At 74.5% G+C, this 13,755-nt stretch carries 12 protein-coding genes, 1 tRNA gene and 1 pseudogene; 10 read left to right on the top strand and 4 right to left on the bottom strand.

Features of this window, described 5'->3' with window-relative positions; genetic code table 11:
- Positions 1-9 precede the first annotated feature (9 nt).
- A complete protein-coding gene (locus ACWFR1_RS26540; protein WP_453555250.1) occupies positions 10-855 on the top strand; it encodes an ABC transporter ATP-binding protein in 846 nt (281 codons plus the stop codon).
- Positions 852-3,317: an FtsX-like permease family protein gene (locus ACWFR1_RS26535; RefSeq protein ID WP_453555248.1), complete on the top strand. Its 2,466-nt coding sequence runs from the start codon at positions 852-854 to the stop codon at positions 3,315-3,317. The genes ACWFR1_RS26540 and ACWFR1_RS26535 overlap by 4 nt, the downstream gene beginning before the upstream one ends.
- 108 nt (positions 3,318-3,425) lie before the next feature.
- On the opposite strand, the gene ACWFR1_RS26530 is transcribed toward ACWFR1_RS26535, so the two are convergent.
- Both ACWFR1_RS26530 and ACWFR1_RS26525 read right to left on the bottom strand, forming a co-directional pair.
- Positions 3,426-4,070: a LuxR C-terminal-related transcriptional regulator gene (locus ACWFR1_RS26530; RefSeq protein WP_453555246.1), complete on the bottom strand. Its 645-nt coding sequence runs from the start codon at positions 4,068-4,070 to the stop codon at positions 3,426-3,428.
- Positions 4,058-5,344 (bottom strand): sensor domain-containing protein, encoded by a 1,287-nt coding sequence (locus ACWFR1_RS26525; RefSeq protein ID WP_453555244.1) that lies wholly within the window; start codon positions 5,342-5,344, stop codon positions 4,058-4,060. Before ACWFR1_RS26525 ends, ACWFR1_RS26530 begins: the two co-directional genes overlap by 13 nt.
- Before the next feature lie 154 nt (positions 5,345-5,498).
- Here ACWFR1_RS26525 and ACWFR1_RS26520 point away from each other — a divergent pair, with 154 nt between their 5' ends.
- The 6 genes from ACWFR1_RS26520 (at position 5,499) to ACWFR1_RS26495 (ending at position 10,066) form a co-directional block, all read left to right on the top strand.
- The gene (locus tag ACWFR1_RS26520) at positions 5,499-5,684 is read left to right on the top strand and encodes a hypothetical protein (protein WP_453555242.1); all 186 of its coding nucleotides are present in this window, start codon (positions 5,499-5,501) and stop codon (positions 5,682-5,684) included.
- A gap of 67 nt (positions 5,685-5,751) precedes the next feature.
- Positions 5,752-6,954, top strand: a complete 1,203-nt coding sequence (locus tag ACWFR1_RS26515; protein ID WP_453555240.1) for a DNA polymerase III subunit delta' — start codon at positions 5,752-5,754, stop codon at positions 6,952-6,954.
- 85 nt (positions 6,955-7,039) lie between these two features.
- Positions 7,040-8,602: an alpha/beta hydrolase gene (locus ACWFR1_RS26510; protein WP_453555238.1), complete on the top strand. Its 1,563-nt coding sequence runs from the start codon at positions 7,040-7,042 to the stop codon at positions 8,600-8,602.
- Between the two features lie 85 nt (positions 8,603-8,687).
- Positions 8,688-8,761 (top strand) — tRNA-Thr (locus ACWFR1_RS26505).
- A gap of 280 nt (positions 8,762-9,041) precedes the next feature.
- Positions 9,042-9,320 (top strand): 4'-phosphopantetheinyl transferase family protein, encoded by a 279-nt coding sequence (locus ACWFR1_RS26500; protein ID WP_453555236.1) that lies wholly within the window; start codon positions 9,042-9,044, stop codon positions 9,318-9,320.
- Between the two features lie 122 nt (positions 9,321-9,442).
- Positions 9,443-10,066, top strand: coding sequence for a pyridoxamine 5'-phosphate oxidase family protein (locus ACWFR1_RS26495; RefSeq protein ID WP_453555277.1), 624 nt, complete (start codon positions 9,443-9,445; stop codon positions 10,064-10,066).
- A 44-nt stretch (positions 10,067-10,110) separates the two neighbouring features.
- Here ACWFR1_RS26495 and ACWFR1_RS26490 read toward each other — a convergent pair whose 3' ends face one another.
- Together ACWFR1_RS26490 and ACWFR1_RS26485 are read right to left on the bottom strand one after the other, a co-directional pair.
- Entirely contained in the window at positions 10,111-11,175 is a 1,065-nt protein-coding gene (locus ACWFR1_RS26490; RefSeq protein ID WP_453555235.1) for a sigma factor-like helix-turn-helix DNA-binding protein, read from the bottom strand.
- 55 nt (positions 11,176-11,230) lie between these two features.
- Positions 11,231-11,623: a DUF6479 family protein gene (locus ACWFR1_RS26485; RefSeq protein ID WP_453555233.1), complete on the bottom strand. Its 393-nt coding sequence runs from the start codon at positions 11,621-11,623 to the stop codon at positions 11,231-11,233.
- 154 nt (positions 11,624-11,777) lie between these two features.
- On the opposite strand from ACWFR1_RS26485, the pseudogene ACWFR1_RS26480 reads away from it, so the two are divergent.
- Together ACWFR1_RS26480 and ACWFR1_RS26475 are read left to right on the top strand one after the other, a co-directional pair.
- A pseudogene (locus tag ACWFR1_RS26480) lies at positions 11,778-12,282 on the top strand (SigE family RNA polymerase sigma factor).
- Between the two features lie 68 nt (positions 12,283-12,350).
- Positions 12,351-13,667 carry a hypothetical protein gene (locus ACWFR1_RS26475; RefSeq protein ID WP_453555231.1) on the top strand — a complete coding sequence of 439 codons (1,317 nt, stop codon included), beginning with the start codon at positions 12,351-12,353 and terminating at the stop codon, positions 13,665-13,667.
- Positions 13,668-13,755: the final 88 nt, after the last annotated feature.

Here is a 13,755-nt window from a genome sequence, read left to right as displayed (position 1 = left end):
GTTGTCGGCATGATGACGACAGCGGTGACGGAGAGCTCGGGGAGTACGGCGAGCGGTGGTGCCGCGCTCGCTCTGGACGGGGTGACCCGGACGTACGGAGGGTCCGGAGGGGCGCGTGGGTCCGGAGGGGCGCGTGGGTCCCGTGGGTCCCGTGGCGGAGTGCCCGCGCTCGACGGGGTGAGCCTCGTCGTGCCGCGGGGGCGTTTCGTGGCGGTGATGGGCCGGTCGGGCTCCGGGAAGTCCACGCTGCTGCGGTGCGCGGCGGGCCTCGAACGGCCCACGTCGGGCACGGTACGGATCGGGGGCACCGACCTCGCCACCCTGAAGGCGCCCGGGCTCACCCGCCTGCGGCGCGACCGCGTCGGCTTCGTCTTCCAGTCGCTGAACCTCGTGTCCGCCCTGAACGTGCGGGAGAACGTCACCCTGCCGCTGCTGCTCGCGGGTGCCCGCGAAGGCCGGGAGCTCGACGACCGCGCCCTGGCCGGTCTCGCGGCCGTGGGGCTCGCCGACCGGGCCGAGGACGCGCCGGACAACCTCTCCGGCGGCCAGCGGCAGCGGGTGGCGATCGCGCGGGCCCTCGTCAACGAACCCGAGGTCGTCTTCGCCGACGAGCCGACCGCCGCGCTGGACCCGGTCACCGCCGCCGGGGTCCTCGCCCTGCTGCGGCGCGCGGTGGACGAGCGCGGCCGGACCGTCGTCCTCGTCACCCATGACCCGGTGGCGGCGGCGTGGACGGACGAGGCGGTGTTCCTGGAGCGCGGCCGGCTGGTCGGCCGCCTCGACCGGCCGGACGAGGCCGGGGTACGGGCCGCCCTCGGCGCGCCGGCCGGGCAGCACCTGGCGGTGGCGCGATGAGCGCGGCGGTCGGCAATCCGGCGGTGAGGCTTCTCGCCGCACGGTCGCTGCGGGCCCACCGCAAGGCGTGGACGGCCGTGTTCGCGGCCGTCGCCGTCACCTCCGCGCTGCTCGGCGCGCTCGCCCTCGCCATCGGTTCGGTCGGACTCGGCCACGCGCGCGTGGAGCGGTACGAGGCGGCGCCCGTCGTCGTCGCCGGCGACCAGGAGGTCAGCTGGACCACCGATCCGTGGGGCAGCGAGCCGACGACCGTCTCTGCCGGGCTGACCGAGCGTGTACGGATCCCGCGTGCGGCCGTCGACGTCCTGCGCGCGGTCCCGGGCGTCCGGGCCGCGATCCCGGACGACACCTTCGTCGTACGGGAGCCGGGTGGCGGCCCCCGGTCCGGGGCGTACACCGGGCGGTCCTGGGAAGCCGCCGCGCTCGCGCCGTACGAGCTGCTCGACGGGCGGGAGCCCCGTACGGGCGGAGAGGTCGTCGCGGGAGGCGGAGGTGGAGGCGGAGGTGGAGGCGGGGCCGGGACCGGTGCCGGATCCGGGGTCCGGGTCGGGGACACCGTGGGCGGGCGGACCGTCGTCGGTGTGGCCGACGGGCCCGCCGCCCTGTACGTCACCGCGGGGGAGGCGCGGCAGCTCGCCGGGCACCCGGGCGCGTACGACGCCGTCGGGGTCCTCGCCGAGCCCGGCATCCCCGCGGACACCCTCCACGCGCGCGTGCGGGCCGCTCTGGACAGCGCCGGGCTCAAGGACACCGCGTCGGGACAGCCCCTGCGGGCGCTCACCGGCGACGGCCGGGGCGGCGCCGAGCAGCTCGCCGCGCCGCCCGCGCGCGCCGAGCTGCTCGAACTCCTCGCGGCCGTCTCCGGAACGCTCCTCCTCATCGCCGTTCTCGTCCTCTCCTCGCTCGTCGCGCAGGCGCTCGGTCAGCGCGGCCCCGAGCGCGAACTGCTGCTCGCGGTCGGCGCGACACCCCGTCAGATGCGGGCCGCCGCCGGGCGGGAGGTGACCCGGGTGGCGGGCGCGGCGGCTGTGCTGGGCGCGGCGGCGGCCGTACCGGCGTTCCTGGCCGCGTGGTCGCTGCTGAAGGGCCGTACCGGAGTCGTACCGGAGGGGCTCGTCCTGCCCACCCCGCCCTGGCTGTTCGCCGCCTCGCTCGTCGTCGCCGCGGTCGTGGTGGGCCTCGCCCGGCTCGTCGTCCTCTTCTCGACCCGCCGGTCGGGCGGCCGGGGGAAGGGACGCGCGCGCCGCGTCAGCGGGCTCGTCCTGCTCGTCCTGGGCGCGGGCGCGGCCGTCACCGCCACGACGCAGGGCGGCGAGGCGGCCGGTGCCGCCGCCGGCGCGGCCACGGTGACGCTGGTCTCCGGGTGCGCGCTGCTCGGGCCGTGGATCGCGCGGGGCGCGATGCGGATCCTGGAAGGGCCGTTCCGTCGACTCGGCGGGGCGCCCGGGCGGCTCACGGCAGCCGGTGCGACCGCGCACTCGCGGCGGATCGGTGCGGCCCTCACCCCGGTCGTCCTCGTCACCTCCTTCGCGCTGGTGCAGCTCGCCGCGGGAGCGACCACGGGCCTGGCGGCCGAGGCGCAGGCGAGGTCGGCGACCACCGCCGACCTCGCGGTCTCCGGCACGACGGCGGAGCGCGTACGGAAGCTGCCGGGCGTGACCGCGGCGACGGACGTGCTGCGGTCGACGGTCGTCCTGGCCCGCACGGAGGCCGGTTCGCCGCGCCTCGACCGGCTCCCGGTCCTCGGCGTGGACGCCGACGGCCTGCGGGGCACGCTCGACCCGGGCGTGGTCGCGGGTGACCTGGCCGGACTCGCCGGGCGCGGGACGGTCGCGGTCGGCGCGGACATGGCGGACTCGCTGGACGCGCGGCCCGGTTCGACGGTGGCCCTGCGCCTCGGCGACGGCACGGAGAAGCGGCTGCGGGTGGTGGCGGTGTACGCGCACTCGCTCGCCCTCGGCGAGTTCCTGCTGCCGAAGGCCGAACTGGCCCCGCACATGACCGACCCGTACCCCGCGCGCGTGCTGGCGGCGACGAAGGGCGACCCCGCCGGCTCCGCCGTCGTGCCGGAACAGGTGACGACGGCCGGGGCCGAGCTGAACGGGATCGTGTCGGCGGTGGTCGTCACCGCGATCGGCGCGCTCACCCTCCTCTCTGTCCTCAGCACTCTCACCCTGATCGGCGCGGGACGGCGCGGCGAGCTCGCGCTGCTGCGCCAGGTGGGCGCCTCGGCCGGTCAGGTGCGCCGGATGCTCGGACTGGAGGCCGGGTTCCTGACGGCCACGGGGCTGCTCCTCGGGGGCCTGGTGGCCGCGCTGCCGCTGACCGCCTTCGCCTGGGCCCTGACGGGCGGCCTGCCGTATCTGCCGCCCGCGCAGGCCGCGCTGATCGCGGGGACGGTGGTGGTCACGGTGGCGGCGGGGGTGTTCCTGCCGGTGGCGGGACGGCGGGGGAGGGGGTGAAGGGGGCCGGGGGCCGCGTGGGGGAGCTGAGCCACCCCAGGCGACTCGGCCATCTCACGGGCCTCGGCTGGCTCAGGCACCTCAGGCACCTCAGGCGCCTCAGCCGCCTCAGGCGTTGAGGTACGCGAGCACGGCGAGGACCCGGCGGTGGCCGCCGCTGTCGCTCGGCGGCAGGCCGAGCTTCGCGAAGACGTTCCCGATGTGTTTGTGCACGGCCCGCTCGGTGACCACCATCGAGCGGGCGATCGTGGCGTTGTCGTGGCCCTGGGCCATCAGTTCCAGGACCTCGCGCTCGCGCGGGGTGAGCGAGTCCAGCGGGTCGTCGCGGCGGCGGGCCAGCAGCTCGGCGACGACCTCCGGGTCCAGGGCCGTACCGCCGGCCGCGACCCGCTCCAGGGCGTCCAGGAACTCGTCGACCCGCCCGATCCTGTCCTTCAGGAGGTAGCCGACGCCCCGGGCGCCGCCGCCGAGGAGCTCGGCCGCGTACGTCTCCTCCACGTACTGGGAGAGGACGAGCACCGGAAGGCCGGGCAGCTCCTCGCGGGCCGCGAGCGCCGCCCGCAGCCCCTCGTCGCGGAAGCCGGGCGGCATCCGCACATCGAGGACGGCCACATCAGGGCGGTGCTCCACGAGCATCGGCAGGATCTCGGGGCCGGTGGCCGCGACCCCGGCGACCTCGTGGCCGGAGGAGGACAGCAGCAGCACCAGGCCCTCCCTGAGGAGGGCGTTGTCCTCGGCGATCACCACACGCACGGAAGCTCCACTTCGATCACGGTCGGGCCCCCTGGGGGGCTGGTCAGTCGTACGGTGCCGTCGAGCGCGGCGACCCGGCGGCGCATGCCCGTCAGGCCGGAGCCGCCCCGCTCGCCCGCCTCGGCCCCGCCGCGGCCCTCGTCCCGGACGAGGACGCGCAGACCGGCGGGGCGGCGGACGAGGGCGACGGAGGCGCGGGCGGCGCCGCTGTGCTTGGCGGCGTTGGTGAGGGCTTCGGCGACGACGAAGTACGCGGCGGCCTCGACGGCGGCGGGCGCGCGGGGGCCTTCGGGGCGCTGTCGGGCGGTGCGGGAGTCGACGGGGCGGGGTCGGGCGGTGCGGGAGTCGACGGGGCTGGGTCCGGCGGCGCGGCGGTCGGCGTAGTCCGCGCCGTCGTCCTGCCCGTCCAAGCCGTCCACCGACACCTCCACCTCCAGGCCGCTGCTCGCGGCGAGGGCCCTGACCGCCCCGGTGAGGCCGCGGTCGGTGAGGATCGGCGGGTGGATGCCGCGGACGACGTGCCGCAGCTCGGTCAGCGCCTCCTCGGCCTGGTCCTGGGCGTCGTCGAGCAGCTTGCGCGCGGTCGCGGGATCGGAGTCGTACGCCCGTCTGGCCAGGCCGATCCGCATGGAGAGGGCGACCAGCCGGGCCTGCGCGCCGTCGTGCAGGTCGCGTTCGATCCGTCGCAGCTCGGCGCCGTGCGCGGCGACCGCGCCCGCCCGGGTGGCGGTCAGCTGCTCGACACGGGCGGCGAGCACGGCGTCCCGGGCGGCGGACGGGGCCGGGGTGAGCAGCGCGCGCGACCAGTCGGCCTCCAGGTCGGCGAGCCTGCCGATCAGCGGCAGCACCAGCGGGCGGTGCCCCGCGAGCCCCGCCCACACGCCGTCGACCACCACCGCGCACACCCACACCACGAGCGAGGCGCACCACAGGAGCACGCCGTAGACGGCGTGCGCGGCGGCCCAGATCAGATCGCGGTGCGTGCCGGGGTCGATGACGGCGGTCCGCACGCGCGCGGGGAGGGGGCCTTCCAGCGGAAGGTACGCCTCCGGGACGGGCGTACCGGTTCTGGCGGCGGTACGGATCCGGTCCCGGCCCGCGAGCACGCGCAGCAGCAGCACGCTCTCGGGGAGGACGGCGGCGCCGATGACGGTGAGGGTGAGGACGGCGGTGAAGAGGACGACGCCGGCCATCAGCTGACAGAGCACGGCGAGCGCGGCCCCGGTCAGAAGATGCCACCAGGCCCGGGCCGCTTCCTTGATCGCCTCGCGCATCCCGCCAGGTTAGGCGGTGGCTCCTCGGCGGCACGGTGGTGCAGGCTCCACCATCGGTCCGGGTGCGGGCACCGCTGTGCGGCGACGGGGGCAGGACGAAGATCGAATCAGCACCTCGCGACGTCCCACGACCCCCACACCCCTGGAGATTCCCATGCGGTTCCTGCTCTGGCTGCTGCTCACGGCGGGCGTCCTCGCCAACGCCTACGTCAACACCTTCGCCGGCTGGACCGGCGCCGCGCACGTCACGGCGAGCGTCTGCTCGGGGGCGCTCGTGCTCGGTTCCGCGGTCGGCCTGTGGCTGACCCGCACCGGTGACGGGACCCGCGGCGCGGCCTGACGTCCGGTCGGCGGGGGTTGTCAGCGCACTGCCCCACAATGGAGGGCGTACCTGAGGAGGGGCAGACATGGCCGTATGGGACGACCTGGTCGGACAGGCGAAGGTCGAGGAACAGCTCGCGGCCGCCGCGCGCGACGCCGACGCGCTCGTGACCGCCCATGCCGCCGGAGCGCCCGCCCCCGAGGCGTCGAAGATGACCCACGCCTGGCTGTTCACCGGCCCGCCGGGTTCCGGGCGGGCGACGGCGGCGCGGGCGTTCGCCGCCGCGCTGCAGTGCGTGAGCCCCGACCGGGCCATGGGCGGGGTCCCGGGCTGCGGATTCTGCGACGGCTGCCACACGACGCTCGTCGGCACCCACGCGGACGTGGAGATCGTCCGTACGGACCTGCTGTCCATCGGTGTGAAGGAGACCCGCGAGCTCGTCCGGCGCGCCCAGCTCTCGCCGGCGGGCGGCCGGTGGCAGGTCATCGTCCTGGAGGACGCCGACCGGCTCACCGAGGGCGCGGGGAACGTGCTGCTGAAGGCCGTCGAGGAGCCCGCGCCGCGCACGGTCTGGCTGCTCTGCGCGCCCTCCCTGGAGGACGTGCTGCCGACGATCCGTTCCCGCTGCCGCCATCTGACCCTGCGGACGCCGCCGGTGGAGGCGGTGGCCGACGTGCTCGTGCGGCGCGACGGCATCGAGCCGGCGGCGGCGCAGGCCGCGGCCCGCGCGACCCAGGGGCACATCGACCGCGCCCGGCGGCTCGCCACGGACGAGCGGGCCCGGGCGCGCAGAGCCGTCGTCCTCAAGCTGCCGCTGCGGGTCGGGGACGTCGGCGGCTGCCTCAAGGCCGCGCAGGAGCTGGTCGACGCGGCGGCCGAGGACGCGAAGCAGGTCGCGGAGGAGGTCGACGTCAAGGAGACCGAGGACATGAAGGCGGCGCTCGGCGGGGGACAGGGCGGGCGGATGCCGCGCGGTACCGCCGGTGCGATGAAGGAGCTGGAGGAGCGGCAGAAGCGGCGCAAGACGCGTACCCAGCGCGACAGCCTGGACCTCGCGCTCACCGACCTCACCGGCTTCTACCGTGACGTCCTCGCGCTCCAGCTCCGCTCGCGCTCGGCCATCGCCAACGTGGACGTGCGGGACGCGCTGGAGCGGATCGCCGGGGACACGACCCCGGAGCGGACGCTGCGCCGCATCGAGGCGATCCTGGCCTGCCGGAACGCCCTCGACAGGAACGTGTCACCGCTGCTCGCGGTGGAGGCGATGACGATGGCGCTCCGCGACTAGGGCGTGTCTGACGAGCTGTGGACGTTGTCCACAGGCATCCCGGACGATTGGACACGTTCCGTACTCGTGCGGATACGCTCCGGGGATGGACTCCAGGCGTTTGCTCCGTACGTCCGCCACAGCCCTCGCGGCCGCCGGACTGATCCTCTCCGGTTGCACGGGCGGAAGCGACGCCGCCGCGTCCCGTACGACGACATCGGCCGCCCGCGCCTCCGGCTCGGCCTCGGCCGCGCCCGAGGGCGAGGCGCTGAAGAGGTACTACGGACAGCGGCCGAAGTGGCGGGACTGCGGTGTGGCGGGCTTCCAGTGCGCGACGCTGCTCGCCCCGCTCGACTACGCGAAGCCGGACGGCGGTGACGTCGAGCTGGCGGTCTCGCGGATCCGGGCGACCGGCCCGGGGAAGCGGCTCGGTTCGCTCCTGGTCAACCCCGGCGGGCCCGGCGGATCGGCCGTCGGCTACCTCCAGGGGTACGCGGGCATCGGCTACCCCGCACCCGTCCGCGCCCGCTACGACATGGTGGCCGTCGACCCGCGCGGGGTCGCCCGCAGTGAGCCGGTCGAGTGCCTGACGGGCCCGCGGATGGACGCGTACACGCAGGTGGACCAGACGCCCGACGACGCGGCGGAGACCAACGCGCTGAGCGCGGCCTTCAAGGAGTTCGCGGCGGCCTGCGAGAAGCGCTCGGGGAAGATCCTGCCGCACGTCTCCACGGTCGAGACGGCCCGGGACATGGACATCCTGCGGGCGGTGCTCGGCGACGAGAAGCTCTCCTACGTGGGGGCGTCGTACGGCACGTTCCTCGGCGCCACCTACGCCGAGCTCTTCCCCGGCCGTGTCGGCCGCCTGGTCCTCGACGGGGCGATGGACCCGTCCCTGTCCGCGCTCGACCTCAACCGCGACCAGACCGCCGGCTTCGAGACGGCCTTCCGGGCCTTCGCCGCCGACTGCGTCCGGAAGCCGGACTGCCCGCTCGGCACGGAGTCGGTCGCGGCGGCCGGCGAGGCGCTGCGGGCGTTCTTCCGCGACGTGGACGCGAAGCCGGTGCCGACGGGCGAGAGTCGCGAGCTCGGCGAGTCCCTGGCGACGACGGGCGTGATCGCGGCGATGTACGACGAGGGCGCCTGGCCCCAGCTGCGGGAGGCCCTCACCCGGGCGATCGGCGGCGAGGGCTCGGCCCTGCTGGCCCTGGCCGACAGCTACTACGAGCGGGAGGCGGACGGCACGTACGCCAACCTGATGCCCGCCAACGCCGCCGTGAACTGCCTCGACCTGCCGGCCGCCTACGCCGGTCCCGCAGAGGCCGAGAAGGCGGTCCCGTCCTTCGAGAAGGCCTCCCCGGTCTTCGGCGAGGGCCTCGCCTGGGCGGCCCTGAACTGCACCTACTGGCCCGAGCGGCCCACCGGCAGCCCCCACCGCATCACCGCCGACGGAGCCGCCCCGATCCTCGTCGTCGGCACCACCCGCGACCCGGCCACCCCGTACAAGTGGGCCCGCTCCCTGGCCGACCAGCTCTCCTCCGGAACCCTCCTGACCTACGAGGGCGACGGCCACACGGCGTACGGCCGGGGCAGCGACTGTGTCGACACGGCCATCAACGCGTACCTCCTGGAAGGCACTCCTCCGCAAGACGGAAAGCGCTGCTCATAGCCATGATCCGGAGGTGGTCGGAGCACCCCCGGAAACTGTGTAGACTTGGCGGCGCTGCTGCACCCAACATGGGTCTGCACGGCAAGCCGCCTTAGCTCAGCTGGCCAGAGCAACGCACTCGTAATGCGTAGGTCTCGGGTTCGAATCCCGAAGGCGGCTCGGAATTACCCCAGGACTCACTCGCCGTGACCTGGGGTTTTTTCATGCCCGGGCGGTGCGCGTCGCGTGTCGGGAACGCCGTGGGAACGGCTTGCGTGAGCGATGCGTGAGCGGAGGGGCTGGCAGCCCCTCTTCGCGGCCTTCTTGGCCTTGGCCTCCTTCTTTCGCTTGGCTTTCGCCTTCTGGGCCTTCTGGGCCTTCTGGGCCTTCTTTGCCTCCTTGGCAGCCGGATCGGCGGGAGGCCCGGCGGCCGTACCTACCCGACCGTCCCGACCTGGGCGTGAGCCTCTCGCATTCCTCCGGCTGGGTCGCCGCGGCCGTCGGCAGGAACCGCGACGTCGGAGTCGACGTACAGACCCCGGCGCCCGTGGGCGACCGCCTGCTGCGTTTCTGCTGCTCGCCCGACGACGCCGACGCGCTGTCCGCGCTGCCCGAGGCCCGGCGCAGACGCGAGCTCGCGAGCGGCGGGTGTTCCGACAGGTGGGCGCCGGTGGCGGTGGCGGATCGTGAGCCCGTAGAACACCAGGACAACCGGTCGGGGAACGAGAGGGCAGCATGAGCGCCACTGAAGAAGCCGTGGAAGCCGTGGAAGCTGAAGAAGGCGTGGAAGCCGTGGGAGCCGGCGGCGAAGCGGCGGGCGGCGGGTACCTGGGCGTCACCGAGCGGACCCGGCTGCGGCGGATGCGGGACAAGGGCAGTCACCGGCGGGCCGATCTGGACGCCGTGCTCGCCGCCGGCTTCCTCTGCCACCTCGGGGTGCCCGTCGACGGGACGACGATGGTCGTGCCCACCGTGTACGGCGTGGACGGCGACCGGATCTACCTCCACGGCTCGGTCGCCAGCCGCAGTCTGGTCCAGTCCCCCGACACCACCGTCTGCGTCACGGTCACGCATGTCGACGGTCTCGTCCTCGCCCGTTCCGTCTTCGAGCACAGTGTCAACTACCGCTGCGCGATGATCTACGGCATACCGCGGATCGTGACCGATCCGGACGAGAAGCTCCGCGGGCTGCGGGCGCTCACCGAGCAGAGCTCGCCGGGGCAGTGGGAGTACGTGCGGAAGCCCAGCCGCAAGGAGCTCGCCGCGACCTCCGTCCTCGCGCTCGACCTCACCGAGGCCTCGGTGAAGATCAGCAGCGGGCCGCCGGACGACGGTGAGTCCGAGGACGCGGCGCTCGGGCTGTGGGCGGGTGTCCTGCCCATCGTGACCACCTTCGGCGAGCCGGTCACCGACCCCGTCCTGCCGGAGGGCTTCGCCCCGCCCGCGCATGTCGCCGAGCGCGCCGGGCGCGTGCTGGGGGAGTGACGGCGTTCAGGTCGCGGCGGTGTTCTCCGCCAGGGCCTGGACGGTCAGGCGGCGGCGGTGTTCTCCGCCAGGTCCTGGACGGTCAGGCGGCCGAGGTGGCCCTCGTCCGCCAGGACGTCGACCGAGGTGACCCGGCCGTCGAGCACGGTGAAGGAGAAGACCGTGTCCGGCCGTCCGCCGCGGGTCAGGGCCAGGCCCGCCGCCCCGTCCACCAGGGCCGGGCGGGCCTTCCGGGCTCGCGCGGCGAGGGCCGGCGCCACCGCCCCCGCCCCGTGCGCGGGCCGGACCCCCGCCCGTACGGCGGAGGGGTCGGCCCGCAGCGCCACGTCCGGGTCGAGGAGCGCGCGCAGCGCCTCGGAGTCCCCGGCCCGCGAGGCCGCCAGGCAGGCGGCGACGGTCTCCCGTTGGCGTGCCGGGTCGGGTGCTGGCATCTCCTCGCTGCCTCGCACCCGCTGCCGGGCGTGGGCGGCGAGCTGACGGGCGGCGGCCGGGGTGCGTTCCAGGGCGCGGGCGATCTCCTCGTACGGGAGGTCGAACAGGTCGTGGAGGACGAAGGCGAGCCGCTCGGGCGGGGTGAGCGCGTCCAGGGCCGTCATGAGGGCGGTATCGGGGTCCGCCGGGTCGTGACGGACGGGGTCCGAGGGGTCCCAGGGATCCCAGGGGGCTGTCCGACGGGTCTCGCGAGCGCGGAGTCGTGCCAGGCAGATCCGGGCCAGGGCGTCGAGCACCTGCCCGCCGGTGACGGGCGGCCGGGCCGTCTCCCGTACGGGGACGGGGGCGGCCCGTACGGACGCCCCTGCCGACTCCCGTACGGACGCCCCTGCCGACTCCCGTACGGACTCCCCTGACGACTCGCGTACGGACTCCCCTGACGACTCGCGTACGGACGCCCCTGCCGACTCGCGTACGGACGCCCCTGCCGACTCGCGTACGGACTTCTCCGCCGGCTCGCGTACGGACGCGCGCACCGCCTCCCGCACCGCTTCCCGTACGGCGTCCCGCACCGCCTCCTCGGCCTCGTCGGGCGAGCCGAGCATCCGGTACGCGACGGCCTTCAGGCGCGGCTCGCGCTCCTCCGCGCGAGCCGCGAGGACCTCGTCGTCATCCACCGGTCGTGACCTCCGTGAGGGCGGCTCAGGGCCTGTACCGCGAACCGGGCGCCGACTAGTCGCCGTGGCCCGTGCCGCCGCTGCCGAAGCCGCCGCTGGAGATCCCGCCCCACTTGCGCTTCTCCTCGCTCGGCGGGTCCGGCGAGGTCTCGGTGCCCGAGGTGCCGGAGTCCTTGAGCTGGTAGGGCATGAGGCGGTGTTCGCCGTCGGTGTGCGGCATCTCCGCCGGCCTGCGGTACTCGGACATCTCGCCGGGCGGCCGTTCGGTCTCCGGCCGGTGCGGCTGTTCCTCCGGTTTCGGGGGCGCGGGCTCGCGGTTGCGGATCCGGTAGCCGAGCCAGAACGCGCCGATGAGGACGGCGACGAGGACGAGCCCGCCGAGGACCTGTCCCAGGCCTGCCTGCCAAACTCCAGCGGCCAGGACGTCTGCTGCGCCGAGAGTGTTCATACTTCAGGATTACCCGATTCCGCTTTTGGGACCCGTCGGGCGGGGGACCACCTCAAGGATTTCGTCGGCGATCCGCTGAAACATTTCCTCACCTCCGTCGCGTCAATGAGGTGTACGGCGACCACGCCACGTGACCGCGACAGAAGGGAGGGGCATGAGAAAGTCCCGCGCGGACGAGTTCCTGGAGTTCGCCTCCGCACGCACGGGGCACCTGTTCCGCATGCCTGCTGACCAGCGGCGACACCCACCTCGCCGAGGACCTCACGCAGGAGACGCTCGGCCGGATGTACGCCCTGTGGGGCCGCATGGCACGGATCGGCAACCCCGCCGCGTACGCCCAGACCGTGCTCGTCCGCACGTTCCTCAGCCACCAGCGGCGCCGCTCCGCCACGGAGCGCCCCCTCGGCGAGCTGCCCGACCGCGCCCCCGAGAACGGCGAGGACCCGGCACTCCGGATCGCGCTGCTCGACGCGCTGGCCGGGCTCGCGCCCAAGGACCGGGCGGTCGTGGTGCTGCGGTACTGGGAGGACCGCAGCATCGAGGAGACCGCCGACGCCCTGCACGTCAGCTCCGCGGCGGTCCGCACCCGCTCCGTACGGGCACTGGCCAAGCTGCGGGAACGGCTCGGCGGCAGCATCGCCGAGTTCGCCACGCGCTGACCCGCACGCCTCCGCTCCTCCCCCTCCATCAGACTTCTCACCCACGAACCGGAAACGGTGGTTTCGGCATGCCTCAGAACGAACGTTCCCCGCACGAGGGCTTCGAGGAAGAGCTCGGCTCGGTCCTGCGCAGCACGGGCGAAGCCTTCTCCGTCGACGGTCGGCAGGAACTCGTCTCCGGTGGACTCACCCGCGGCCGGCGCCGCCTGGCGCGCCGCCGCCTCGCGGTGACCGGCGGCGCCCTCGCGCTCGCCGCCGTCGGCATCGGCGGTGTGTACGGCGGGTCGCTGCTCGGCACCGGCGGCAAGTCGACAGCCGCCGATGTGGCCGCGGCCCCCAAGCCGACCACCGCCACCGCCGAGCCCACGCCGCTGAGCCCGGAGGAGAAGCGGCGCCAGGAGATGAAGATCCGGGAGGCGCAGCTCCCGGTCAAGGACATCGCGGCCGTCCTCCAGTCCAACACCCCCGCGGGGACGTGGCAGTTCGAGAACCTGGACGGCATGGGCCAGCACGCCCTCGGGATCTACGACGACGGCAACGGCAAGGCCTCCGTCTCCGTCGGTTTCCAGCGCGCCGCCCCGGGCGACGGCGAGGCCGGCTCGGGCCAGGTCACGTGCCCGAGCAAGGTCCACGTCGACTTCGACAGCTGCGACGAGGACAAGCTGCCGGGCGGTGGCCGGCTGATGGTCATCCAGGGGTACGAGTACCCCGACCGGCGCGAGGAGACCAAGAACTGGCGGGCGGTCCTGCTCACCAAGGACGGCTTCCTGATCAACGCGAGCGAGTACAACGCCGCCGCCGAGAAGGGCGCCGCGATCAGCCGCGAGAACCCGCCCTTCACCGCCGCCCAGCTGAAGGCCATCGTCACCGCCGACGACTGGGGGCCGCTGCTCGCGCGGCTGCCCGCGCTCCCGAAGACGGACACCTCCCCGGAATCGGCCTCCCGGGCACCCAAGGAGGCGAGCGGTCCCGCCATCCAGGCCACCCTGCGCGGCCTCCTGCCCGAGGGCCTTCAGGTGACGGACAAGGGCGGCGACTCCGGCTACGGCTTCATGGTCGTCGACGACGGCAAGGGGAAGAGCCTTCTGGAGATCAACGTCCAGCCGAACATGGGCGACGTGGCCGGCCACATCGCCGCCGGCGGCACCACCCTGCCCGACGGCCGCATGGTCAAGCTCACCCAGCAGGCCGGGGAGAAGGGCGGCGCCGGTGTCGTCTGGTGGAACGTCGACACCATCACCCCCGAGGGCTTCCGGGTCGTCGTCTCCGCCTTCAACACCGGTGCGCAGCACGACGACGCCACGCGCGCCGAGCCCGCGCTGACGATGGAGCAGCTGAAGACGCTCGCGCTGAGCCCGAGGTGGCAGACGCTGCCCTCGAACTGACACCAGGGCGAACGGGGGAGGGGGAGAAGGGGTGGTGGGCCGCGGGCCGCCACCCCCTTCTTCTTCCCCGTCTGCTTGGCGTCCGCGT

The organism is Streptomyces sp. NPDC055103 (assembly GCF_053607625.1).
Note: the sequence above shows the minus strand (reverse complement) of the source record. Positions and strands in the feature narration are given on the sequence as shown.